The sequence below is a fragment of the Streptomyces fuscichromogenes genome (genome assembly GCF_014645815.1).
In the GTDB taxonomy this organism is placed as follows: Bacteria; Actinomycetota; Actinomycetes; order Streptomycetales; family Streptomycetaceae; genus Streptomyces; species Streptomyces fuscichromogenes.
In genome coordinates this window covers 246,170-269,045 of record NZ_BMML01000003.1, presented here as the reverse complement: position 1 = coordinate 269,045, position 22,876 = coordinate 246,170, and the positions used below count along the sequence as shown (strand labels likewise).

General features: G+C 71.7%; 22 protein-coding genes. 10 read left to right on the top strand and 12 right to left on the bottom strand.

Annotation, left to right across the window (positions count from 1 at the left end; genetic code table 11):
- Positions 1–30: 30 nt before the first annotated feature.
- Complete coding sequence (locus IEZ11_RS08260) at positions 31–798, bottom strand: IclR family transcriptional regulator (protein WP_189261960.1); 768 nt, start codon at positions 796–798, stop codon at positions 31–33.
- A gap of 213 nt (positions 799–1,011) precedes the next feature.
- On the opposite strand from IEZ11_RS08260, the gene IEZ11_RS08255 reads away from it, so the two are divergent.
- The 6 genes from IEZ11_RS08255 to IEZ11_RS08230 all read left to right on the top strand — a co-directional run bounded on the left by IEZ11_RS08255 (position 1,012) and on the right by IEZ11_RS08230 (position 8,975).
- Complete coding sequence (locus IEZ11_RS08255) at positions 1,012–2,514, top strand: aldehyde dehydrogenase family protein (RefSeq protein WP_189261959.1); 1,503 nt, start codon at positions 1,012–1,014, stop codon at positions 2,512–2,514.
- Complete coding sequence (locus IEZ11_RS08250; protein ID WP_229712872.1) at positions 2,511–4,262, top strand: thiamine pyrophosphate-binding protein; 1,752 nt, start codon at positions 2,511–2,513, stop codon at positions 4,260–4,262. The genes IEZ11_RS08255 and IEZ11_RS08250 overlap by 4 nt, the downstream gene beginning before the upstream one ends.
- A gap of 109 nt (positions 4,263–4,371) precedes the next feature.
- The gene (locus tag IEZ11_RS08245; RefSeq protein ID WP_189261958.1) at positions 4,372–5,532 is read left to right on the top strand and encodes an ABC transporter substrate-binding protein; all 1,161 of its coding nucleotides are present in this window, start codon (positions 4,372–4,374) and stop codon (positions 5,530–5,532) included.
- A 7-nt stretch (positions 5,533–5,539) separates the two neighbouring features.
- Positions 5,540–6,409, top strand: coding sequence for a branched-chain amino acid ABC transporter permease (locus IEZ11_RS08240; protein ID WP_189261957.1), 870 nt, complete (start codon positions 5,540–5,542; stop codon positions 6,407–6,409).
- Positions 6,406–8,241 carry a branched-chain amino acid ABC transporter ATP-binding protein/permease gene (locus IEZ11_RS08235; RefSeq protein ID WP_189261956.1) on the top strand — a complete coding sequence of 612 codons (1,836 nt, stop codon included), beginning with the start codon at positions 6,406–6,408 and terminating at the stop codon, positions 8,239–8,241. The genes IEZ11_RS08240 and IEZ11_RS08235 overlap by 4 nt, the downstream gene beginning before the upstream one ends.
- Positions 8,238–8,975 carry an ABC transporter ATP-binding protein gene (locus IEZ11_RS08230; RefSeq protein WP_189261955.1) on the top strand — a complete coding sequence of 246 codons (738 nt, stop codon included), beginning with the start codon at positions 8,238–8,240 and terminating at the stop codon, positions 8,973–8,975. Before IEZ11_RS08235 ends, IEZ11_RS08230 begins: the two co-directional genes overlap by 4 nt.
- Here IEZ11_RS08230 and IEZ11_RS08225 read toward each other — a convergent pair.
- A complete protein-coding gene (locus IEZ11_RS08225) occupies positions 8,932–9,438 on the bottom strand; it encodes a TetR/AcrR family transcriptional regulator (RefSeq protein WP_189261954.1) in 507 nt (168 codons plus the stop codon). The two genes, IEZ11_RS08230 and IEZ11_RS08225, sit on opposite strands and share 44 nt — an antisense overlap.
- A gap of 138 nt (positions 9,439–9,576) precedes the next feature.
- Here IEZ11_RS08225 and IEZ11_RS08220 point away from each other — a divergent pair, with 138 nt between their 5' ends.
- Positions 9,577–10,437 carry a shikimate dehydrogenase gene (locus tag IEZ11_RS08220; protein WP_189261953.1) on the top strand — a complete coding sequence of 287 codons (861 nt, stop codon included), beginning with the start codon at positions 9,577–9,579 and terminating at the stop codon, positions 10,435–10,437.
- An 11-nt stretch (positions 10,438–10,448) separates the two neighbouring features.
- Here the strand turns inward: IEZ11_RS08220 and IEZ11_RS08215 are convergent, their stop codons facing one another.
- Complete coding sequence (locus IEZ11_RS08215) at positions 10,449–10,895, bottom strand: anthrone oxygenase family protein (RefSeq protein ID WP_189261952.1); 447 nt, start codon at positions 10,893–10,895, stop codon at positions 10,449–10,451.
- 91 nt (positions 10,896–10,986) lie between these two features.
- Between IEZ11_RS08215 and IEZ11_RS08210 the strand changes: the two genes are divergently transcribed.
- Positions 10,987–11,565: a TetR/AcrR family transcriptional regulator gene (locus IEZ11_RS08210; protein WP_189261951.1), complete on the top strand. Its 579-nt coding sequence runs from the start codon at positions 10,987–10,989 to the stop codon at positions 11,563–11,565.
- Here IEZ11_RS08210 and IEZ11_RS08205 read toward each other — a convergent pair.
- Complete coding sequence (locus IEZ11_RS08205) at positions 11,536–12,486, bottom strand: AraC family transcriptional regulator (protein WP_189261950.1); 951 nt, start codon at positions 12,484–12,486, stop codon at positions 11,536–11,538. The genes IEZ11_RS08210 and IEZ11_RS08205 overlap by 30 nt on opposite strands.
- A 128-nt stretch (positions 12,487–12,614) precedes the next feature.
- Here IEZ11_RS08205 and IEZ11_RS08200 point away from each other — a divergent pair, with 128 nt between their 5' ends.
- Positions 12,615–13,394, top strand: a complete 780-nt coding sequence (locus IEZ11_RS08200) for an MBL fold metallo-hydrolase (RefSeq protein WP_189261949.1) — start codon at positions 12,615–12,617, stop codon at positions 13,392–13,394.
- An 80-nt stretch (positions 13,395–13,474) separates the two neighbouring features.
- Here IEZ11_RS08200 and IEZ11_RS08195 read toward each other — a convergent pair whose 3' ends face one another.
- Genes IEZ11_RS08195 through IEZ11_RS08160 form a run of 8 tightly spaced genes read right to left on the bottom strand, consistent with a single transcriptional unit; the run spans position 13,475 to position 21,504 of the window.
- Positions 13,475–14,242 carry a ferredoxin reductase gene (locus IEZ11_RS08195; protein ID WP_189261948.1) on the bottom strand — a complete coding sequence of 256 codons (768 nt, stop codon included), beginning with the start codon at positions 14,240–14,242 and terminating at the stop codon, positions 13,475–13,477.
- Positions 14,235–14,846, bottom strand: a complete 612-nt coding sequence (locus IEZ11_RS08190) for a sulfite oxidase-like oxidoreductase (RefSeq protein WP_189261947.1) — start codon at positions 14,844–14,846, stop codon at positions 14,235–14,237. Before IEZ11_RS08190 ends, IEZ11_RS08195 begins: the two co-directional genes overlap by 8 nt.
- Positions 14,843–16,150 (bottom strand): amidohydrolase, encoded by a 1,308-nt coding sequence (locus IEZ11_RS08185; protein ID WP_189261946.1) that lies wholly within the window; start codon positions 16,148–16,150, stop codon positions 14,843–14,845. Before IEZ11_RS08185 ends, IEZ11_RS08190 begins: the two co-directional genes overlap by 4 nt.
- A complete protein-coding gene (locus tag IEZ11_RS08180) occupies positions 16,147–16,923 on the bottom strand; it encodes a nucleoside phosphorylase (RefSeq protein ID WP_189261945.1) in 777 nt (258 codons plus the stop codon). The genes IEZ11_RS08185 and IEZ11_RS08180 overlap by 4 nt, the downstream gene beginning before the upstream one ends.
- Entirely contained in the window at positions 16,920–17,825 is a 906-nt protein-coding gene (locus IEZ11_RS08175) for an ABC transporter permease (RefSeq protein WP_189261944.1), read from the bottom strand. Before IEZ11_RS08175 ends, IEZ11_RS08180 begins: the two co-directional genes overlap by 4 nt.
- Positions 17,825–18,901: an ABC transporter permease gene (locus IEZ11_RS08170; RefSeq protein WP_189261943.1), complete on the bottom strand. Its 1,077-nt coding sequence runs from the start codon at positions 18,899–18,901 to the stop codon at positions 17,825–17,827. The genes IEZ11_RS08175 and IEZ11_RS08170 overlap by 1 nt, the downstream gene beginning before the upstream one ends.
- A 1-nt stretch (position 18,902) precedes the next feature.
- Positions 18,903–20,471: an ABC transporter ATP-binding protein gene (locus tag IEZ11_RS08165; RefSeq protein WP_189261942.1), complete on the bottom strand. Its 1,569-nt coding sequence runs from the start codon at positions 20,469–20,471 to the stop codon at positions 18,903–18,905.
- Positions 20,452–21,504: a BMP family ABC transporter substrate-binding protein gene (locus tag IEZ11_RS08160; protein WP_189261941.1), complete on the bottom strand. Its 1,053-nt coding sequence runs from the start codon at positions 21,502–21,504 to the stop codon at positions 20,452–20,454. The genes IEZ11_RS08165 and IEZ11_RS08160 overlap by 20 nt, the downstream gene beginning before the upstream one ends.
- A gap of 327 nt (positions 21,505–21,831) precedes the next feature.
- On the opposite strand from IEZ11_RS08160, the gene mtnA reads away from it, so the two are divergent.
- Positions 21,832–22,863 (top strand): S-methyl-5-thioribose-1-phosphate isomerase, encoded by a 1,032-nt coding sequence (gene mtnA, locus IEZ11_RS08155; protein WP_189261940.1) that lies wholly within the window; start codon positions 21,832–21,834, stop codon positions 22,861–22,863.
- The last annotated feature ends 13 nt before the right edge of the window (positions 22,864–22,876 follow it).

The window sequence follows — 22,876 nt, the reverse complement described above, 5'->3', positions numbered from 1 at the left end:
GCGCCTGCTGGGGCGCCGCTGCCGGCATGGTTAGGTACGCGGCCCCAGGGGATGGTGGAAGCCCTGGGAGGCGATGTGCGCGGCCGTCTCCCGCAGGTCTTCCGCGAACGCCTCGACGTCCTGCTCCGTGATGCGTGCGCTGGGGCCGCTCAACGAGAGCGAGGCAACCACGACGCCCGACTGGGTGCGGATGGGCACGGCGACAGCGGTGAGGCCGACGTCGCGCTCGCCGTGGCTGGTGGCGTACCCGCGGCCGGCGGCCTCTTCGGCCCACAGCCGCAGTTGCTGCACGTGCGACACGCCGTACGGGGAGGCGGAGGCGACCCGCTGCAGCAGCCCATCGGTGGCCCCGATGAGCAGCACCTTCGACGAGGCCCCGGCCCACAGCGGCAGTTCGTCGCCCACCCGCACCACATGCCGCAGGGGCTGGGGGCTCTCCTGCTGGGCGACGCAGACACGGTGGATGTCGCGCCGGATCATCAGATTCGCCGTCTCCCCGCGCCGGTCGACCAGCTCGCGCATGAGTTTCTGCGTGTCCGGCGGCAACTCCCAGCTGGTGTGGGCAAGATGCGCCCAGCGCCACAGGCCGGGTCCGGCCGTGTAGCCCGCGGGTGTCGCCCACAGCAGCCCGTACTGCTCCAGCGTCTGCACGAGGCGCACCACGGTGGTCTTGGGCAGGCCGGTCGCGTCGACCATGTCCTTGAGAGGGACGGCGGGCTGATCTTCGGTCAGCAGCGACAGGATGTCCAGAGCCCGTCGCACGCTGCGTACGCCGCCCTGTCCTTGCTCTGTGTCCACGCGGTCTCCTTCGTCGAGTGGTCGGCCGCTCGACCCGTTCTCCGGTGCGGCACTCAAGGCGGACAGCTTCTAACAAGCGGGCTCCGTTCGAAAACCGCTGGTTTCAACTTCCTCACGCCGACCTATTGCCACGGCCTCTCGGCGCCCGTACGTTACACGCCAGTCCACAGAGCAGTCCATGGAAACCATCAGATGGTTTTTTCTGGAGATGTGATGCTGCAAGACCTCCTCAAGGCCGCCGACCAGAGCGCCGTGGTCGAGGCACTCCCCTACATCGCCGGACGCTGGCGCGGCGACGGCCCTCCCACGGAGCGCACCGGCCCGTACCTGAGGCGCACCGTCAGCCGTGCCCCTGCCGCCACCCGGCGCGAGATCGACACCGCGGTCGAGCAGGCCGGCGGCTACGCACGGCAGATGGCCGGCCTCGCGCCCGCCGCACGGGCCGACATCCTGGAGACCGCCTCCCGCGACACGCTCGCCCACCGCGACCGGCTCGCCCGCCTGCTCGCCCTTGAGCTGGGCAAACCCGTCAAGGACAGCCGCACCGAGATCGACCGAGTGGCCTCCACGTTCGCGGTCTGCGCGGCCGAGGCTCGCGGTATCGACGGCGAGACGCTGCCCGTGGCCGGCTGGAACACCGGCATCGGCAACACCGCCTTCACCTACCGGGCGCCCGCCGGAGTGGCCCTCGCCATCACACCGTTCAACGCGCCGGCCAACCTCCTCGCCCACAAGCTCGGCGCCTCCTTCGCGGCCGGCAACACCACCCTGGTCAAGGCTCCGCCGCAGGCACCGGCCACCTCGGCCGCCGTCGTGGCCCTGCTCCTCGACAGCGGCATGCCCCACCAGGCGGTCCAGCTGCTGCACGGCGGAGGTGACGTCGGTGCCGCCCTGTGCGCCGCCGATCCGGTCAGCGTCATCAGCTTCACCGGCAGTGCCGACACGGGTACCGCCGTGGCACGCGCCGCGGGGCGCAAACGACTCGCGCTCGAACTGGGCGGCAACGCCGCCACGATCGTGTGCGAGGACGCCGACGCCGCGGCGGCAGCCCTGATCTGTGCCCGCACCGGATACAGCAACTCCGGTCAGAGCTGTATCTCCGTCCAGCGCGTGTACGTCCACCGCTCGCGCTACGCCGACTTCCTGGACGCCTTCACCGCGGCGGTCGACGCGCTCGTCGTCGGTGATCCGCTCGACGACGGCACCGACGTGGGCTCCATGGTCGACGAGAACGCGGCCGAGCGCGTGGTCACCTGGTCGAGCGAGGCGCGTCAGCTGGGCGCGAGCGTGATCCGCGGCGGCACCCGAGACGGTGCCACCGCAGCCCCGACCATCGTCGCCGACCCTCCCCCGCACGCCTCCGTCGTCGTCCACGAGGTGTTCGGCGCGCTGGTCGCCGTCATCCCCTTCGACGACTTCGACGGCGTCCTGGAGCAGTGCAACGCCAGCCGGTACGGACTGCAGGCCGGCCTGTTCACCCACGACATCACCCGCGTCCTCACCGCCTGGCGGCGCCTGGAGGTCGGCGGACTGATCGTGAACGGGAGCTCCAACTTCCGCCTCGACCACGTGCCGTTCGGCGGTGTGAAGGACTCCGGCTTCGGCCGTGAGGCCCCTCGCTGGCTCATCGAGGACTACACCGTGGTCAAGACCCTCGTCCTGCGCGGACTGTCCGTCTGGGGCGACAGCCGCGAGCTGCCCAAGGAGATCCCGTGACCACCGTGACCGCCGCCGAAGCCCTCGTCGCCCAGCTGGAGTCCTACGGTGTCGAGTACGTCTTCGGGACCTGTGGGCACACCAACATCGCCCTTCTCGACGCTCTCGGTCCCAGCTCGGTCCGATTCGTCATCGCCCGGCACGAGCAGGCCGCCGCGCACGCCGCCGACGGCTACTCCCGGGCCACCGGCCGCCCCGGAGTACTGCTCACCCATGTGGGGCCGGGCATGATGAACGCCGTCACCGGCGTCGCCACCGCGGCCCTGGACTCCGTGCCGCTGGTCGTCATCACCGGCGACATCCCCTCCTACTACTACGGCCGGCACCCGCACCAGGAGGTCAACCTCCACGCCGACGCCGACCAGACGGCGATCTACCGGCCCTTCTGCAAGCGCACCTGGGAGGTCCAGCGGGTCCAGGATCTCCCCCGCGCCACCGAGCGGGCCTTCTTCACCGCCACCAGCGGACGCCCCGGCGCCGTTCTGATCAACATCCCGATGGACCTGTTCAACCGGCCGGTCGCGCCCTACGACGGTACCCATCCACTGCCCGGCCACCTCGGCCGGCCGGGCCTGGACGAGGCGACCGCCGGACAGCTCGCCGAGGAACTGCTCGCGGCCGAACGCCCGTTGATCTACTTCGGCGGCGGTCTGCGCAGCCCCCGCGCACGCGCCGGGCTGCTGGCACTCGCCGAGCACCTGGACATCCCGCTCGCCCACTCTCTGATGGGCAAGGGCGTCGTGTCCGACCGGCATCCGCTGCTGCTGGGCATGCCCGGCTTCTGGGGGCTGGAGAGCACCCACGAACGCACCAGGGGCGCCGATGTCGTTCTGGCGCTGGCCACCCGCTTCGCCGAGACCGATGCCAGCTCGTGGGACAGCGCCTACACATGGAACTTCCCGCCGAGCAGGCTGCTGCAGATCGACATCGACCCCGCCGAGATCGGCCGCAACTACCCCGTGCACATCGGTGCCGTGGCGGATGTGGAGCTCGCCCTGGAGAAGATCGGCGCGGCGGTCCGGGCCCGCCAGGGCACGCCCGTCTCCCGTCCCGGCCTGCGCGAGAGCATCGCCGCCGCACGGACCGGCGTGTTCGAGGCGGCCCGCGAGGCCGGTCGCAGCGACGACTTCCCGCTGCGGCCCCAGCGCATCCTGGCCGACCTGCGCGAGGCCCTGCCCGACGACGCGATCCTGGTCACCGACGTCGGCTGGAACAAGAACGGTGTCGCGCAGTGCTACGAACTGCCCGAGGCGGGCCGCTTCATCACTCCGGGAGGCGCCTCCACCATGGGCTTCGGACCGGCCGCCGCGGTCGGCGTGCAGATCGCCCGGCCCGAGCGCGTCGTGGTCGCCCTCATCGGCGACGGCGGCATGAGCGCCCAGCTCCCCGCGCTCCCCATGGCCGTGGAACAGGGCGCGCCCGTCATCTTCGTGGTGATGAACAACCGCGCCCACGGCACCATCGCCGACCTTCAGGCCTCGTCCTTCGGCCGCTCCCACGGCTGCGAGTTCACCGACGCCGAGGGCCGGCCCTACAGTCCCGACTTCGCCCGGTACGGCGAGTCCTGCGGCGCCGACGGCTACACCGTCAACGCGCCGGGCGACCTGCGCAAGGCGCTCGAAGACGCCGTCGCGGCCCGGCGCCCGGCCGTGCTCGACGTCCCCATGGTCAACGAACCGGTGCCCACCCCGGGGCACTGGAACATCAAGGACATCTACGCCGGCCGCTTCCCGGCCGACGCCGTCTGATCCCCGCTCGTGCACCCGCTGCCGGCCCCGGCACCACGGGTCGGCACAGCTCGCGTCGCCTCCCCACACCCCTGCCTGCCATTCCACCGACACCGACGAGGTGACCCGCATGTACCGCATCGCCCAGCCTTTGGCCCCACGCACCCTGCTCGCCGCCGCCATCGCCTCGGCCGCGGCCCTGACCGCGTGCAGCGCGCCCGGCGGCTCCGACAAGGCCGGCAGTTCCGACTCGGGCCCCATCAAGATCGCCGTCGTGGACGCCCGCAGCGGCCAGCTGTCCTCGCTGGGCGACTGGGAGTTCAAGGGCGCCAAGCTCGCCGTGGACGAGTGGAACAAGAAGGGCGGCATCAACGGCCGCAGGATCCAGCTGAAGTCCTTCGACGACCAGGGCGACCCCACCACGGGCACCAACCTGGCCCGCAAGATCTCCAGCGAGAAGTACATCGCGATGATCGGCACCTCCGAGAGCGCGGTCACCATCGCCATGGCGCCCGTGCTGAAGCAGGAGGGCATCCCCAACATCACCTCGGGACAGTCCGACGGCCTGGTCGCTCTCAAGAGCGAGTTCCTCTTCCTCAACGGCCCCACCAGCACCACGTACGACACCACGCTGGCCAAGTACCTGATCCAGGAAAAGGGCTACAAGAAGATCGCGATGATCACGAACAACGGCTCCTACGGCGCCGGTGAGCACGACGCCTTCACCAAGGCCGCCAAGGACCTCGGCGTCACCCCCGTCACCGACCAGGTCGTCACCACCGACCAGAAGGACTTCAGCGCCGCCCTCACCAAGATCCGCGCGACGAAGCCGCAGGTGGTGTTCATCGGCTCGGAGGAGGTCGAGGCCGGCCTCATCGTCAAGCAGGCCCGCGACCTCGGCATCACCGTCCCCTTCGCGGGCGCCGCCCCGCAGGGCACGCCCGTCTTCGCCGACACCGCGGGCAAGGCCGCCGTGGAGGGCACCATCGTCAGCTCCCCCTACCTGAGCAACGACTCCGGCCCCGCCGCGCAGAAGTTCGCCGCCGCCTACAAGGCCGCCTACGGCGAGGACGCCGAGCTCCACGGCGCCAAGGCCTACGACGGCACCAACATCCTGCTGACCGCGCTGAAGAACAGCAAGGTGGCCACCGGCAGGAAGCTCGCCGACGCGATCCGCTCCACCGCCTACGACGGCCTGCTGGGGCAGTTCCGGTACGGCACCGACGGCGTCGGCATCACCAGGACCAGCATCGGCGTCATCACCTCCGGCGCGCTCGTCAGGCAGAAGTGAGGACGACGTGCAGGACACCCTCCAGACACTCGTCGGCGGCCTGAGCCTGGGAGCCGTCTACGCCCTGGTCGCGATGGGCTTCTCCCTCGTCTACCGCACGATGGGACTGGTCAACTTCGCGCACGCGGACATCGCCATGATCGGTGCCTACGCGGCCTCCACGTTCTACCTGACCGCGAAGCTCCCCTTCGCCGCGGCCATGGTGACGGCCATCGTGGTCACCGGGGTCATCGGCCTGGTCATCGAACGTGTGCTGCGCCCGCTGGAGAACAAGGACTTCGACCTCATGCTCATCGGCACGATCGGCTTCGGCATCGTGCTCCAGGCGGTCGCCGTCCTCATCTGGGGCACCACCGGCCGCGCCGTCCCCTCACCCCTGCACGCCGCGCCCCTGGACATCCTCGGCATCCGGGTACGCACCTACGACCTGCTGGTCATGGCCGTCACCGCGGTCGCGGTCGTCGCCCTGGCCCTCTTCCTCTCCCGCACCAAGCGGGGCGCGGCCATGCAGGCGGTCGCGATGGACCACGAGGCGGCCACCGCGGTGGGGATCGACGTGGGCCGCAGCAACGCCCTCGCCTTCGCCATCGGTGCCGGACTGGCCGCCCTCGCGGGCGGTCTGGTCGGGCCCATGCTCTACGTCGACGCCTCCCTCGGCGGGGCGCTCGGCATCAAGGGCTTCGCCGCCGCCATGCTCGGCGGCTTCGGCTCCGTCCAGGGCGCGGTGGTGGGCGGCATCGCCATCGGCGTTCTCGACTCCTACGCCGCCGGCCACTTCCAGGGCTACTCGGTCCTGGTCACCTTCCTGGTCTTCACCGTGGCCATCATGGTCCGGCCCACGGGCATCTTCGGCGAGAGGACGGTCAGCCGCGCATGAGGACCCGCATCGCCACGACCGGTGCGGTCGTCGTGGCCGCCTGGGCGCTCCCCTACGGTCTGGGCAGCTACACGATCCACGTCGTGGACATCGCTCTCATCTACGCCTTGCTGGCGATCGGGATGGGCCTGGCCATGGGCGTCTCGGGCCAGATCAACCTCGCCCAGGTCGCGTTCTTCGGCGTCGGCGCCTACTCGGTGGCCATCCTCACCACCCACTACGGGTACGGGTTCTGGCCGGCGGCCCTGCTGTCCGTCCTGGCCACCGTCGTCACCGGCCTGTTCGTCGGCATCCCGGCCCTGCGGATGCAGTCGCACTACCTGGGCATCGTCACCCTCGGTCTCGCCCTGGGGTTCGTCAACTGGATCACCAACGCCCACATCTCCGGCGGCGCCGACGGCATCTCCGGTGTCCCCGGCCCGACTCTGCCCGGTGTCGATCTCTCCAGCGAGTACCTCTACTACTACCTGGAAGCGGTCGTCTTCGGCCTCGCCCTCGTCTTCGGCCTGTTCGTTGTCCGCACCTCGCTCGGCCGCCGGCTGCGCGCCATGCGGGACGACTCGCTCGCGGCGGGGGCGACGGGCGCGGAGGTCCCGCTCCTGCGGATGACCGCCTTCCTGCTGGCAAGCCTCTACGGCGGCCTCGCCGGTGTCCTCTACTCGGGCCTCATCCGCTACGTGGCGCCGGAGACCTTCTCCATCGCCAACATGTTCATCCTGCTGGCGATGGTCGTCATCGGAGGCCGCCGCTCGCTGGTGGGCTGCGTGGTGGGAGCCATCGGCCTGACGCTGGTGCGGGAATGGCTGTCGGACTTCTCCACCTACGCCCAACTCGGCTACGGCGTCGTCGTGGTGGTGATGGTCGTCTTCGCGCCGACCGGTCTCGCCGGTGTACCGGCGCGGCTGCGCGGTAGGTACGAGCGGTGGCGCGGCCGGGAGACCGCCCGCGCCGAACTGCGGCCCTTCACGCCGTACTCCCCCGTCGAGCGTCCGGACACCGCGGGCGTGCTGCTGGCGGTGGAAGGCGTCACCAAGCAGTTCCGCGGACTGCGCGCGCTCGACGGGGTGTCCCTCGCCGTGCACGAGGGCGAGATCCGGGGCATCGTCGGTCCCAACGGCTCCGGCAAGACGACGCTGTTCAACGTGATCAGCGGCTTCTACCGGGCGACCGCGGGCACGGTCCGCCTCGTCGGCGACGACACCACCGCCGCCAGGCCCTACGCCCTGTCGCTGGCCGGGCTCTCCCGCACGTTCCAGAACCTGCGCCTGTTCGGTCAGCTGACCGTCCGGGAGAACGTCCTCGTCGCACTCGACCGCAGCCGCACGCACTCGATCTGGCGGTACGCCCTGTGGCAGCCGGGGGTGTGGATGCACGAACGCCTGCTGCGGGCGCAGGCGGACGAGGTGCTCGAACGCTTCGGACTGGCGGACTTCGCTGCCGCCGGCCCCACCTCCCTGCCGTACGGCATCCAGCGCCGTATCGAGATCGCCCGCGCCATGGCGGCGCGGCCGAGACTGCTGCTGCTCGACGAACCGGCCGCCGGGCTCAACGGCGAGGAGGTGCAGCAGCTCATCCGCATCGTCCGCTCGATCAGGGACAGCGGAACCACCGTGATCCTCATCGAGCACAACATGGGGCTCGTGATGTCGCTGTGCGAGAAGGTCACCGTCCTGTCCGGCGGGAACGTCATCGCAGAGGGCACCCCCCAGGAGGTCGTCACGGCGCCGGAGGTCATCGAGGCCTATCTGGGCGAGTCCGACCTGGCCGAGCTCGGCATGGACACACCCGAGGCCGCGGACCGGCCGGACCGTGCGAAGGAGGCGACCTCATGAAGGTCATCGCGGAGAGCACCGCGGCGGCGTGCCTGAGCGTGCGGGAACTGAGCGTGCACTACGGCGGGGTCCAGGCCGTCAGCTCCGTCGGCTTCACCGTGGAGCCCGGCCAGTCCGTCGGCATCATCGGCGCCAACGGTGCCGGCAAGACCTCCACCCTCAAGGCGCTCATGGGACTGGTCCCGCGCAGCGGCGGCAGCATCCGCCTCGGTGACAAGGACCTCACCCGGGTCAGGGCCCGCGACATGGTCCGCCACGGCATCGGCTACGTCCCCGAGGGCCGGCACGTCTTTCCGGGGCTCCCCGTCGAGAAGAACCTTCTCCTGGGCGCCTACTCACGGGCCTGGGACAAGGACACCCACCGGCAGCTCGACGAGATCTACACCCTCTTCCCGGTCCTCAGGGACATGCGCGGGCGACTGGCGGGGGCGCTGTCCGGCGGCCAGCAGCAGATGCTCGCCATCGGTCGCGCCCTGATGACCCGTCCGCGGCTGCTCGTGCTGGACGAGCCGTCCATGGGTCTGTCGCCGAAACTCGTCGGCACCATCCTCGACGTGCTGCTACGGCTGCGCGAGGAGGGACTGAGTCTGCTCCTGGTGGAGCAGAACGCCAAGCTCACCTTCGGGGCGACCAGCCACTGCGTCGTCATGGAGAACGGCCGGGTCGCCATGCGCGGCACCTCCGCACAGCTCAGCCACGACCCGCGGGTCCGAGAGGTGTACCTGGGGCTGTGAACGCCGCCACGACCGACATGCCCGCCGCCTCGCACCCGGCCGCCGGGAAGACACAGAACGAGCTGATGAAGGCGTGCATGCCGATCGCGTCCACGTCGGCGGTCATCCGCCCGTTCTCCCGTCCCCCGCACAGGATCCGTTCGATGACCGCGAGTGCGGGGGTCCGCAGGTCCGCCAGGTGCCGCGACCGGGACAGGTGGCGTCCTCGGTGGATGTTCAACAGCTGCTCCTGTCGGCGGATTTCGCGGTACGCGGCCTCCAGGACGGCGGTGAACAAGCCTTCCTTGCTGCCGAAGTAGTAGATCATCCTCTTGCTGGTAGAGGTCCGGGCCGCGATCCCGTCCATGAGCGCGCCGGCGTACCCGGCTTCAGCGAACTCCGCTCCGGCTGCCGCGAGTATCTCGCGCCGAGTCCGCTCGGCGTCGTGCGAACGGTGCCGGTCCGGCGAGACAACTCCGCCCATGCGAGCCCCCGTTGCCAGCCTCCGACCGGAGACGCGGTGTGTCCTGGGCGCGATCGGGGGATCCCCGCCACTTCCCGCAGCGCGCCGATCCTGATAGGGATAACGAACTAGTTCGTACATTACTCGTGTGGAGCCGGGATGAACCAGCACGCGTACCTGGTCGGACTGATTGCACCGGCAGCCGAGTACCCACTCAGTTCCGAACTCCAACGACGCGAAGCCGAGCGCCATCAACTGCTCTACCTGTGCCGGCACCTGCGCGGCGAGCGCGGTTTCGGCGCGCTGCTCGACGAGTGCAGAGCCTTCGGGTTCTCAGGACTCAGCGTGGCCACGACCGTCGCTCGCCCACCGGCCGACGGCTTGGACGGGCTGTCCCGGTCCGCCGCCAGAACGGGGACGGTCACCACCGTCGTCTTCGGCACCGACGGCAGAGCCGTCGGCCACGACGCCGCCATGGAAGCGTTCACCTCCGCCTTCGGGCGGAGCCTGCCGGGCGCCCGGCTCTCCCGGGTCGTACAGGTCGGCGCGACGGGAGCCGGTGTGTCCGTCGCCCACGCACTCGCCGAGCGCGGCGTGGAACACCTGACCTTGGTGGACACCGACCAGGCGCGGGCCTCGGCCCTGGCCGCGGCCGTGAACCGGCACGCGGAGGGGCGGCCCGCCGAGGCCGGCACGGTCGATGCTCTCGACCATCACCTGAAGCAGGCCGACGGACTCGTCAACGCTCCCCCGAGCGGGGGCAGTTCCGACCGGCTGACCCGGACGCTCGTCGAGTCGCTGCGGAGCGACCTGTGGATCAGCGACCTCGACCACCGCCCGGACGCGGCCTCGCTCGCGAAGGCAGCGCGGGGTCTTGGATGCCCGACGCTTCAGGGCGGGAGCCTGCTGGTGCACGCCGCGGCCCGAACCTTTCAACTCGTCACGGGTCGTGGCGCACATACCGCACACATGCTCGGCGACTTCGCCGACCTGATGGCGGAGCCGGCCGTCCACAGCTGAACCCCTGCCGGTCAGACGAGGGCGGCGACCAGCAGGGTGAAGGCGGCGACGAGCACGGCGACGCGGGCGTAGTGGAAGCGGTCCCAGCGGTTCATCTGCTCCTTCCAGTCCTCGGGGCGGTTCTCCGGGGTCCATGTCCTGCTCCGATTGTTGATCGGGACGAGCAGCAGGACCGACATCAGCACGCTGACGGCCAGCAGCGCGCCGGCGGTGACGGCGAGGCCGGTGCCGTGGTGGTGTCGTCCGGCGACGGCCCGGACCGCGACGAGGACGAGCGAGGTGATGTACCAGACCGGCATCACGGCGCCGAGCATCCGCCCCCCGTGGGCGCGGCCGAGTTGGGCACTGTCACCGGGGAGTGCGTCGAGGATCGGGTTGATGACGAAGGCCACGGCGAACTCCACCCCCACCATCACGCCGACGACCACGGTGGTGAAGACCTCAAGTGCGTTGAGCATGACGACCCCTCATGGATTCTAGCGCCGCTAGGTGACGAGGCAACGCTAGTACTGCTGTCGCTCGATTGTCTAGCAGTGCTAGGGTCGCATCATGTCGGTTCAGGAACGCAAGGAGCGCGAGCGGGCGGGCCGCGAACGCCTCATCGTGGCGACGGCCCGCGAACTCGCCGAGCAGCAGGGCTGGGACGCGGTCACCACCCGCCGGCTGGCCGAGCGCATCGAGTACAGCCAGCCCGTCCTCTACAGCCACTTTCGCGGCAAGCGGGAGATCATCGGCGCCGTCGCCCTCGTGGGGGCCGCCGAGATGGCCGCACTGCTGCGGGCCGCGGCCCGTGCCGCGGACGGTCCGCGCGCCCGGGCCGGCGCCCTCGCCCGCGCCTACCTCGACTTCGCCGAGCGCAACCCTGCGGTCTACGACGCGATGTTCCAGCTCGACGGCGGCCTGGCGTTCGCGCACGATGACACCCCGGAGCCCCTGAAGGACGCCTTCGCCGCGCTGCTGGAGAACCTCGAAGACGTCGCCGGGGACGGTGTCCACCCGGGGCTGTTCACCGAGGTGTTCTGGGCGGCCCTGCACGGGCTGGCCACCCTGACCCGGGCCGGACGGCTGCCGCCGGAGGAGACCGGGCGGAGGATCGGGCTACTGGTGGACCGGCTCGCCCAGGTCTGACAGGACGTCCCGGCGCTGTCCGCCCTGATGAGTACGTCGGAAGGCGCCGGGGGTCACGCCGGTGTGGCGGGTGAAGAACTTGCCGAAGTTGGTGGGTTCGACGAAGCCGAGGCGGCGGGCGACGGTCGCCACCGGTGCGTCGGTGTGGGCGAGCAGGCGCTGGGCCTCCAGGGCGACACGGGTGTCGATCACATGCTTGACGGGCTGCCCGGTGGCGGCCGTACAGGCACGGGTGAGGGTCTTGACGGTGTAGCCGAGGCGTTGGGCGTAGTCGGCGGCGCGCCGGGTGGTGGCGTAGGAGAGTTCCAGCTCGGTGCGGAAGCGGGCGTAGACCTCGCCACCCGCCTGCGGGTCACCGCCGCCCTCCGGGTGGGGCAGCCGGCGGACCTGCAACAGCACGGTGGCCAGCAGGAGTTGGAGGATCTCGACGGACACGGCCCGCTCCGGCCGGTCGTACTCCGCCCGCAACTGGCCCAGCAGGGTGGAGAGTACGGCGTACTCGGGGCGGGCGCCCAACTGCCAGCACGCCGGGCCGTACCACTCCCTGACCCACCGGTCGGCGCTGCTGGTGTGGGGCGGGAACCCGGACGTGAACAGCAGGTGTGTGCCGTTCGCGGTGCCCGGCCGCACGAAACTCTGCACCTGGCCGGGACGGACCCAGAGCAGGGTGCCGGGGCGGCAGGGGTGGGTCACGAAGTCGACGGCGTGCTCTCCGCTGCCCTCGGTGATCAGGGTGAGGGTGTGGAAGTCGACCCGGTGCACCAGGTCGGACCGGCGTTGCACCCGGCGGCGCCGCTCGTGCAGGGTCGCCAGGTCGATGATCTCGAAGCCGGGGACGTGCTCCGCGGGCGGGTTGAAGTCGAGCCGAAGGATGCCGCCGCCCGGGGAGGCATCACCGCCGTCATGCTCCGCGGACTGCATCACGGGCTCCGAATGTCGCCGATTTACCATGTCGCGTCTTCAGCGTACCTCGTCTGCCTGCGGTTTCGCGGCGAGAGTGGAGGTCGTCAAGGCGGCGCAGGGCCGCCTGCACCGCAAGGAGCACCTCCATGAACGGCACGGTCACGGTCCTCGACAAGGGTGCGGTCCGCATCCACAGCTACATGTCTCCGGCCGACACCTTCCACGCGACCACCCAGCTGATCGAGACACCCGCGCGCGTCATCGCGATCGACGCCCAGCTGGTCCCGGCCTACGCCGACGAGGCCGTCGCCTACGCCCGGGGACTCGGCAAGCCGCTGGACCGGCTGATCGTCACCCACGCGCACCCCGACCACTACAACGGCGCCGCCCGGTTCGGCGTACCCGTCCACGCGCTGGCCCAGGTGCGCGAGCAGATCATCGCGCGCGGCGACAGCCGGCTGCCCGGCGGCCTGGTCATCCCGGTCGCCGACGTCACCCCGACCGTGGACCTCGTCCCGGGTACCGAGGTGATCGACGGCGTCCGTTTCGTCCTGGAGGCCGTCTCCGGCGGCGAGGCCGCCGACGAACTGCTGGTCAAACTGCCCGACCAGGGCGTCCTGGTCGCCCAGGACCTCGTGTACCACGACGTCCACCTCTACCTCGGCAACAACGACATCGAGGGCTGGGAGCGGGCCCTGGACCTGCTGGCCGCCCAGACCGGCTTCGACACGGTCCTCGCCGGCCACGGCCTGCCCACCGGCCCCGAGATCTACGCGGACGTCCGCCGCTACCTCGCCGACGCCCGCGAACTGCTCGGCGACGACGGCGAGGCGTACAAGAAGGCGATAGTGGAGCGTCACCCCTCGCTCGTCGGCCCCTTCATCATCGACATCGCCAACCGGTCCCTCTTCCCCACCGATCAGTGAGCGACAGGTGCCGGCGTCGTCGACGAGCACGCCGGTGCCACGGCCGGCCCCGGAGCCCGTGCTCCTCGCGGAGGCCGAGGTCAGCCGAAGCGCTCGACGCGGATCCGTTCCACGGGCTGGCCCAGCGCGGCGAGCAGCCGGGAGGCGTGCTCGGCGAAGGCGTTGGAGCCGCAGACGTACGCCTCCCAGCCCTCGGCCGGTGCCTGCGCCAGGTACGGCTCCAGGTGGGCGGCCGACAGGCGGCCGGGCCGTACGCCGGGCGGGCCCGTGCGGGTGAAGACGGGGGTGGTCTCGGCCCCGTACTCGTCCGCGTAGATCAGCTCCTCGGGAGTGCGCGCCGAGACCAACAGGCGTACGGGGACGGTCAGTCGGCGCAGCCGGTGGTCGCGGACCATCGACATCAGCGGTACGACGCCGGAGCCGGCGCCGAGCAGCAGCGCGGGCCGGTCGCCGGCCCAGGCGAAGAACCCGCTGAGCGGGCCGCGTACCTCGACGGTGTCGCCGGGCCGGGCCACCCGGTGGAACCAGCCGGACACCTCGCCGCCCTCGACGTGGTCGAGGGTGAGCTCGACGTGGCCGCTGTCGCCGGGCGGTGACGCGATGGAGTAGTGCCGCTGGGCGACGTATCCGTCGGCGGCCGTCAGGCGCAGCATCAGGTGCTGGCCGGGCAGATGGCCGCCCCAGCCCGGCACGGCGAACCGGAACGTCGAGGCACGCGGCGTCTCCCGGCGGACCTCGACGAGGCGCGCCGACTGCCAGGCGGCCGCGGCGCGGTTGCTCGCGACGATCCGACCCGGCACGGCGAACCGGGTGGCCGGAGTGAAGGTCGGGGGCGCGCTTTCAGTCACCGGCGTAGCGCTCCTCGTTCCAGGGGTTGCCGCGCGCGTGGTAGCCGTTCTGCTCCCAGAAGCCCGGCTCGTCGTGGTCGAGGATGCGCAGGCCCGCGATCCATTTGACGCTCTTCCAGAAGTACAGGTGGGGTACCACCAGCCGGGCCGGGCCGCCGTGTCCGGGCTCCAGCGGCTCGCCGCCGAACTCCCAGGCGATCCACGCGCGTCCGCCGGTCAGGTCCGACAGCGGCAGGTTCGTGGTGTATCCGGTGTGCGCGTAGGCGACGGCGTGTGTGGCCGTGCGGAGCGGGCGGGCGAGGTCCAGGAACGTGTCCAGGGACACTCCGCCGAACCGTACCCCGAACTTCGACCAGCTGGTGACGCAGTGGATGTCCCCCTGGTACCCGGACCGCGGAAGCGCGTGCGCCTCCTCCCACGACCAGGTGCGCTCCTCGGCCACCAGGCCGTCGACCCGGAACGTCCAGTCGGCGGACGTGAGGTCGGGGGTGACCTCCGCGGACAGCACGGGCCAGGACTCCCCCGCGTCGTACTGGCCCGGCGGCAGCCGAGGATCGCGGTCGTCGGCGCGCGAGCGTCCGGTGAAACCCCGGGTGACGGTCATGCCGGCACCTCCAGGTCGGACAGGGCCCTCAGTGCCGCGGCCTCGTCGAGGGTGGTGAGCACGCGGTCGCGCATCAGCACGCGTCCGTCGACGACCGTGTCCCGTACGTCGGCGGACCGGGCGGCGTAGGCGAGCATCGACCACCTGTCGTGGCGCGGTGTGAGATGGGGGCTGTCGAGGTCCAGCACGATCAGGTCGGCGCGCTTGCCCGGTTCCAGGGAACCCAGCTGCCCGCCGAGGCCGAGTGCGCGGGCGCCCTCGATCGTCGCCATGCGCACGGCCTGCTCGGCGCCGACCGCCGTGGGGTCACCGCCCGCCTTGTGCACGAGCGCGGCCTGCCGCACCGCGCCCAGCAGGTCGAGGGTGTTGGAGCTGACCGCGCCGTCCGTGCCGAGTCCGACGGTCACGCCCGCGCTGAGCAGCCTGGGCACCGGGGCGATGCCGCAGCCGAGTTTGAGGTTCGACACCGGGCAGTGGGCGACCGAGGTGCCGCTGCGGGCCAGCGCCACGATCTCGGGCCCGGTCAGGTCCACGGCGTGCGCGACCAGCAGGTCGGGGCCGAGCAGCCCGAGCGCGTCCAGCAGTTCCACCGGGCGTCTGCCGTGCGCCACCTCGACCGTGGCGACCTCGATGGCGTTCTCCGCGGCATGGATGTGCAGCAGCGCGCCGAACTCCCGGGCCAGTGCGGCGATGTCCGTCAGCTGCTTTGGGGCGAGCGTGTAGGCGGAGTGGGCGAAGAGGACGGGCCGGGTGCCGGGGCGGGCCCGGCGCGCCGCCAGGTCGCGGCGGGCCCAGTCGAGGCGGTCCTCGTAGGCGATGCCGTCGGCCGGGTCCGGTACGTCCATGAAGGTGGGACCGGTGTGCAGTCGCCAGCCCGACTCCCGCGCGACCTGCTCGGCGGCCTCGTGGAACCAGTACATGTCCAGGGCGGAGGTCACGCCCGCCCGCACGCTCTCGGCGACCGCCACGCGGACCGCCGCGGCCACGTTCTCCGGCGAGAGCAGCTCGCCCTCCCAACGGATCACCCGTTCGAGGAAGCCCTGCAACGTCACGTCGTCGGCGCGGCCGCGCAGCAGCGTCATCGCCAGATGGGTGTGGGTGTTGACGAGGCCCGGCATGACCAGGCAGCCGGTCGCGTCGAGGGTGTCGGCGGCGGTGTAGCGGGCACGCAGTGCGTCGGCGGGGCCGACGGCCAGGATCTCGCCGTCGCGGACGGCGACGGCGCCGTCCGGTACGAGGGTGCCGGCGTCGTCGACCGTGAGGACGTCACCGCCGTGCACCAGGAGGTCGGCAGGGACGCTCACGCGAAGTCCCCTTCCGCGGCCCGTTCCGCCGCCAGCAGCCGCAGCGCCTCCAGCGAGACGACGGCGCCGCGCTCCACGCCCCGCACCACGACCTCGCGATGGGGGTCGTAGTTGCCCGTCGACAGAGGTGCCTCCTCGTCGACCAGCTCGTCCGCGTTCGCGCCGTCCACGACGAGCACGCCGCCCGCGACGAGCCCGCGCAGCGAGGCGGTCACCAGCAGTGCCGACAGCTCCATCTCGATGGCGGCGAGACCGGCCCTGTCGTACGCGACGAGCGGCAGCAGTCCCGGCTGGAAGGCGGCCCGGGTCCACACGATGCCCCGGTGGTGCGGGGCGGCGGCCTCGCGGGCCGCGCGCTGGAGGGCGAACACCGCCTCGGGGGCGGACACCGCCGGGTACTCGGGCGGCAGCAGCTGCTGGGTCACGCCGTCGTCGCGCACGGCCGCCTCCGCGATGACGAGGTCGCCGTCCCGGATCCCGGGCTGCATCGCGCCCGCGGTGCCGAACCGCAGCAGCGTGCGGACGCCGGCGTCCGCCAGCTCCTGGAAGAGCAGGATCGCGCCGGGCGCCCCCACCCCGTGCGAGGCGACGGTGACCGGCAGCCCCTTCCAGCTGCCGCTGAACACCCGGTACTCACGGTGGTACGAGATCTCCTCGGCCCCCTCCAGCAGCGCGGCGACGGCCGCCGCGCGCGCCGGGTCACCCACGACCAGGGCACGGGGCGGCAGGCCGGTGCGGGGTATGCGGGTGACGGGCAGCAGGTCCTGGGTCATGTGGCGACTCCGGAAGGGTCGGTGGAACGCGTGGAACGGGTGGATCCGGTGGTACGGGGAGTGCGGCCCCGGCGCCGGGCCGTGGTGAGGAACAGGGCGCCGAGGGTGACGACGTAGGGCGCCGCGTCCGTCGCCTGCTGCGGCAGACCGAGGCCCTGGAGGCGGAAGCCCACCGCCTCCGCGATGCCGAACAGCAGCGCGGCGAGCAGCACGCCGAGGGGCATGGCGCGGCCCAGCATGACGGCCACGACCGCGATCCAGCCGCGCCCGGCGGTCATGTTCTCGGAGAACAACGTGACGTTGCCGAGGGCGAGTTGGGCCCCGGCGAGTCCGCACAGCACGCCGGACAGGAGCACCGCGGCGTACTTGTGCCGGGCCGGGCTCACGCCGAGCGTCGCCGCCGCGTCCGGGGCCTCGCCGACACCGCGCAGCCGCAGTCCCCACACGTGCCGGGACAGCAGTACGGCGGTGACCACGACGGCGGCCCACGCCAGATAGGTCAGGGGGGAGAAGCCTCCGACGAGCGGCAGCCCGGCGAGGCTCGGGTCGTCGAAGGTGCCCTGGACGCCGAAGACCGTACGGAGCAGGAAGCTGGTCAGGCCGGCCGCGAGGAGGTTCATGGCCACGCCGAGGACCACCGCGTCTCCGCGCAGCGTGACCGCGCCCACGGCCAGGATCAGCGAGTAGGCGGCGGAGGAGGCCGCGGCGGCCAGCACGCCGAGCCAGGGGCTGCCGGTGAACCAGCTGGTGGTCACGGCGGTGAAGCAGCCCATCAGCATCAGGCCCTCCAGGCCGATGTTGAAGACGCCCGCGCGCTCGCACAGCGCGCCGCCGAGCGCGGCCAGCAGGATCGGGGTGAGGGCGCGCAGCACGGACATGAGCAGATCGGAGTCGAGGAACATCAGGCGGGCTCCCCCTGGGTGACGGGTTCCCGGCCGGCTGTTGCCGGGCGCCGGCGCGGGAAGCGCAGCCGGGCGGCCAGGAAGACGATGACGATGGCCTGGAGCACCTGCGTCAGCTCCCGCGGCACCTCGGTGGTGCGTTCCATGGCGAGGCCGCCGACCTGCAGCACGGCGAAGAAGAACGACGCGAGGAGGGTGCCCAGCGGGGCGGCGGACGCGAGCAGCGCGGCGGTCAGACCCGTCCAGGTGTAGCCGGGTGAGGTGAGCGAGCCGTCGAGGAACCGGTACGGGAAGCTCAGCACGCCGATCGCGCCGACGAGCCCGGCCAGCGCCCCGGAGGTGGCCATCAGGCGCAGCGTCAGGCCCTTGCGGTCCACGCCCGCGTAGGCGGAGAAGCGGGGGTTGAGACCGGTCATCCGGATCTCGTAGCCGACGGCCGTACGGGAGTCGGTGAACCAGTAGGCGCCCGCGGCGAGTGCCACCAGCAGCAGCCCCACCGTCACGGTCGACGAGCCGAGGACGGGCAGCGCCACGCCCGTGGGCAGCCGGCGGGTCTGCGGCAGGCTGGAGCCGGGTTCCTTGAGCGGATAGCGGACCAGGTAGGAGGCCAGGCTGACCGCCGGATAGCTGAGCAACAGGCTGCTCACCAGGAGCGGAACCCCGAGCCGGTTCTCGCACAGGGCCGCGAGCGCGGCGTAGGCGCCGCCGGCCGCCAGGCCGGCGAGCAGCGCGAGCACCGTGGTGAGGGACGGGGGCAGTGGTGAGTACAGCCCGGTGACGGCGGCGGCGATCCCGCCCAGCACCATCTGCCCGTCCCCGCCGAGGTTGACGAGCCCGGCGCGCAGCGGGACGGCCAGCGCCAGTGCCATGCCCAGCACGCTGGTGAGGGTGGTCAGTGTGGCGTCGATCCCGTCGGCCCCGAGGGATCCGGTGATGACGGCGCCGTACGCAGCGAGCGGGTCGGCGCCGGTGCCGACCAGGAACAGCCCGCCGATGACGACTCCGGCGAGCAGGGAGAAGGTGACGGGAGAGCGCAGTGCCTTCGATGCCCACGCCACGTCCGGTATGCGGGCCATGTCAGTCTTCGTCTCCGTCCTGCACGGCGTCGCGCCGCTGTGTCGTGCCGCCGGCCATCGCCAGGCCGAGCGTGCGTTCGTCCAGTTCGTCCTTCGGGTACGCGGCCGTCACCCGGCCCTCGTACATCACCAGGACCCGGTCCGACAGCCCGCGGATCTCGCTGAGCTCGGCCGAGACCAGCAGGACGGCGTGGCCCGCGTCGCGGTAGGCCACGATCTGGTCGTGGATGTTCTGGATGGCGCCGATGTCGACGCCCCGGGTGGGCTGTTCGACCAGCAGCAGCGGGGCCTCGTGGGCGAGTTCGCGTCCGATCAGCAGCTTCTGGAGGTTGCCGCCGGAGAGCGTCGCCGCGGGCAGTTCGGGCGCGGCCGCCTTGATGCCGAAGCGTTCGACGAGACGCCGCGCATGGGCACGTACCGCGGCGGGCGGCAGCAGGCCGCGCCGGGAGGACAGCGCGGTGCGGTGATGGCCCATCGCCAGGTTGTCCGCGACGGAGGCGGCGGGTGCGGCGCCCACCGCGTGCCGGTCCTCGGGTACGTAGGCGAGGCCCGCGGCGCGGTGGCCGGCCGCCGAGGCGTGGGTGACGTCCCGGCCGGAGAGGGTGACCCGGCCGGCGGTGACCGGCCGCAGCCCGGCCAGCGCCTCGACGAGCTCGCTCTGTCCGTTGCCCGCGACGCCCGCGACACCCACGATCTCGCCCGCGCGGACCGTGAGGTCGACCTCCCGCACGGCGTCGCCCGCGCTCAGTGCGGTGACGCCGAGGACGACCTCGCCGTAGGTACCGGGTGCGTGCACGCGGTCCAGTTCCACCGCGCGGCCGGTCATCGCGGCCGCGATCTCGTCGGCGCTGGTCGCCGCGGTACGCAGCCGGGCGGCGACCCGGCCGTCGCGCAGCACCGTGACGTTGTCGCTGACCGCCAGCACCTCGCGCAGCTTGTGCGTCACGAGGATCACCGTGCGGCCCTGTGCGGCGAGCGACTTGAGCACGGCGAACAGGGCGTCGGCCTCGGCGGGCGTGAGCACCGCGGTCGGCTCGTCGAGGATGAGGGTGCGGGCACCGCGGTGGAGCAGCTTCAGGATCTCCACGCGCTGGCGCAGGCCCACCGGGAGGTCGCCGACCCGGGCGTCCGGATCGACGGTGAGGCCGTGGGTCTCGGCGAGTTCGCGTACCCGGCCGCGCGCGGCGGCCCGGTCCACGAATCCGAACCGGCGCGGCTCGGCCGCGTAGACGACGTTCTCGGCGACGGTCAGCGACTCGAACAGCTTGAAGCTCTGGTGGACCATGCCGAGCCCGGCGGCCATCGCGTCCCCCGGGTCGCCGAAGGACACCTCGCGTCCGTCGATGCGCACGGAACCGGCGTCCGGCCGTTCCATCCCGTAGAGCACCGACATCAGCGTGGACTTGCCGGCGCCGTTCTCCCCCATCAGGGCGTGGATCTCCCCGTGGCGGACGGTCAGGTCGACGGCGTCGTTGGCGAGCGTGCCGGGGAACTGCTTGGTGATGCCGCGGAGTTCCACGGCCGGGGCCTCGACGGCCCCGGCCGGAAGGTCACTTGGCTGCGGGGTCATCGACCGTCAGCTCACCGGAGACTATCTGGTCACGCAGCGCCCTGACCTTCGTCAGGACGTCCTTGTGCTGGGCGATCACGCACTTCGAGGAGTCGACGCCGGCCTCCAGTCCGGTGAGGCTGATGCCGCCCTCCTTCAGGCCGTACGACACGGTCGTGCCGGTCGTGCCGCCGAGGACCGACTCGACGCCCTTCTCCACGGCGACGTCCGTGCGCTTGATCACGTTGTCGACGACGGTGCCGGGCGCCGACGGGCACTGGTTGACGTCGACGCCGTAGGCGAAGGCGCCCTTGGCCTTCGCGGCCTCGAAGACGCCGTAGTTGCCGGCCGCGGCGGCCGCCATGACCTGGTCGTAGCCCTTGGACAGCAGGGTGTTCGCCTGTTCCTTGGCGCGGGCGGAGTCGTCGAAGGGGGACTGCCCGCCGACGAAGCGGGTGGAGGTCTCGGTCTTCGCGGCGACCTTCTTCGCGCCGGCCGCGAACGGGTCGCTGTAGCGGCGGAACTGGGGGGTGTCGAGCACGTCCACCGCGCCGACCTTGCCCGACCTGCTGAGCAGCCCCGCCTCGGCGCCCGCGAGGTAGACGCCCTCGTGCTCGCGGAAGACCGCGCAACTGACGTTCTTGTACGTCTTGGTGGTGCACGCGTCGACCATCAGGAACTGCTGCTTCGGGTTCTTCTCGGCCTGCTGCGCGACGATGTCGGCGAACTCGAAGCCGACCAGCACGATGACGTCCGGCTTGGCGTCGACGGCGGCCTGCACGTTCTGCTGCTGGGAGGCGGTGTCCGTGGACTCGTAGACCTTCGAGGTCCCGTCGTGCTGCTTCGCCGCGTCCTTGATGCCGGTGACGGCCAGCTTCAGGAACTCGTTCTCGCCGACCGAGTCCGGGGTGACCAGGGTGAAGGACTTGCCGCTGCTGCCCGCGGAGGTGGTGGTGGCGTCCTTCTTGGCGGCCGCGTTGCAGGCGGTGGCGAGGAGGACGGTGCCGGCGGCGAGCGCGGTCAGCTGGAGGGTACGGCGGTGTCTGCGGTGCATCGGGGACCTTCCGGATACGGCAGGGCGCGCTCGGCGGTGGGCGCGTGAGAGTGGGTGATCGGACGACGGTGCGCTGAGGGGGGGGACGGATCAGCGGTGACAGCAGTCGCCGGTACAGCGGCCGAAGTCGAGGAACAGACGCCGGGTGAGCAGCGGCATGGTTCCTCCTTCGTCGTCTCGGTCCGCGGAACGGGGGTATCGGCCCGTGGAATGCGGGTGCTGGACTGTAACACCCGGATCCGGTCAACCGCCCATCCGTCTCGAACTGTGGTTCTCGCAGGTCATGTACGGTTGCAGGCACCATCGACACCCCAGGAGCGTCCCGTTATGTCCCAGGAACTGCGCGCCGTCGACTGGACGGGAACCGGCCTCACGCTCATAGACCAGACCCTGCTGCCGCACCGCGCCGAGACCGTGGACGTCCGGGATGTGGACACTCTGGTGGACGCGATCCAGCGGCTCGTGGTGCGGGGCGCGCCCGCGATCGGCGCGGCGGGCGCCTACGGTGTCGCGCTCGCGCTGCTCGAAGGCGAGCGGGAGGGCTGGAGCGAGACGCAGGTGCGTCAGGCCGTGGCCCGCATACGGGAGGCCCGGCCGACCGCGGTCAACCTGATGGTGTGCGTGGACCGGGTCATGGCCCGCTTCGCCGAGGGTCTTGACGCCGTGCTGGCGGAGGCGGCCGCCGTCCAGCGCGAGGACGTCGAGGCCAACCGCGCGATGGGCGCGTTCGGCGCCGACTGGCTGCTGAAGAGGACCGGCGAGGACCGTCCGCTGCGGATCCTGACCCACTGCAACACGGGCGCGCTGGCCACGGCCGGCTGGGGCACAGCGCTCGGCGTCATCCGTGAACTCCACGCGCGTGGCCGCCTGGAGGTCGTGCACGCCGACGAGACCCGGCCCCTGCTCCAGGGCTCCCGCCTGACCGCCTGGGAACTCGTCCAGGAGGGCATCCCGCACTGTGTCCAGGCCGACGCGGCCGCCGCCGGCACCATTCTGCGCGGCGACATCGACGCGGCGGTCGTCGGCGCCGACCGGATCGCGGCCAACGGCGACACGGCGAACAAGGTGGGCACGGTGGGCGTGGCCCTCGCCTGCGCGTACGCCGGGATCCCGTTCCTGGTGGCGGCACCGACGACCACGGTCGACCTGGCGACGCCGACCGGCGACGACATCCACATCGAACTCCGCGGCGAGGACGAGGTGTTGGAGTGGGCGGGCGTCCGCACGGCACCGGCCGGATCGCGCGGCCACAACCCGGCGTTCGACGTGACGCCGGGCCGGCTGGTGACCGGGCTGGTGACCGAGCGGGGCGTGCTGGAGGTCTCGGCGGGGCAGCTGCCCGGGGATCTGCTGCGCTGAACACGCCGAGGGC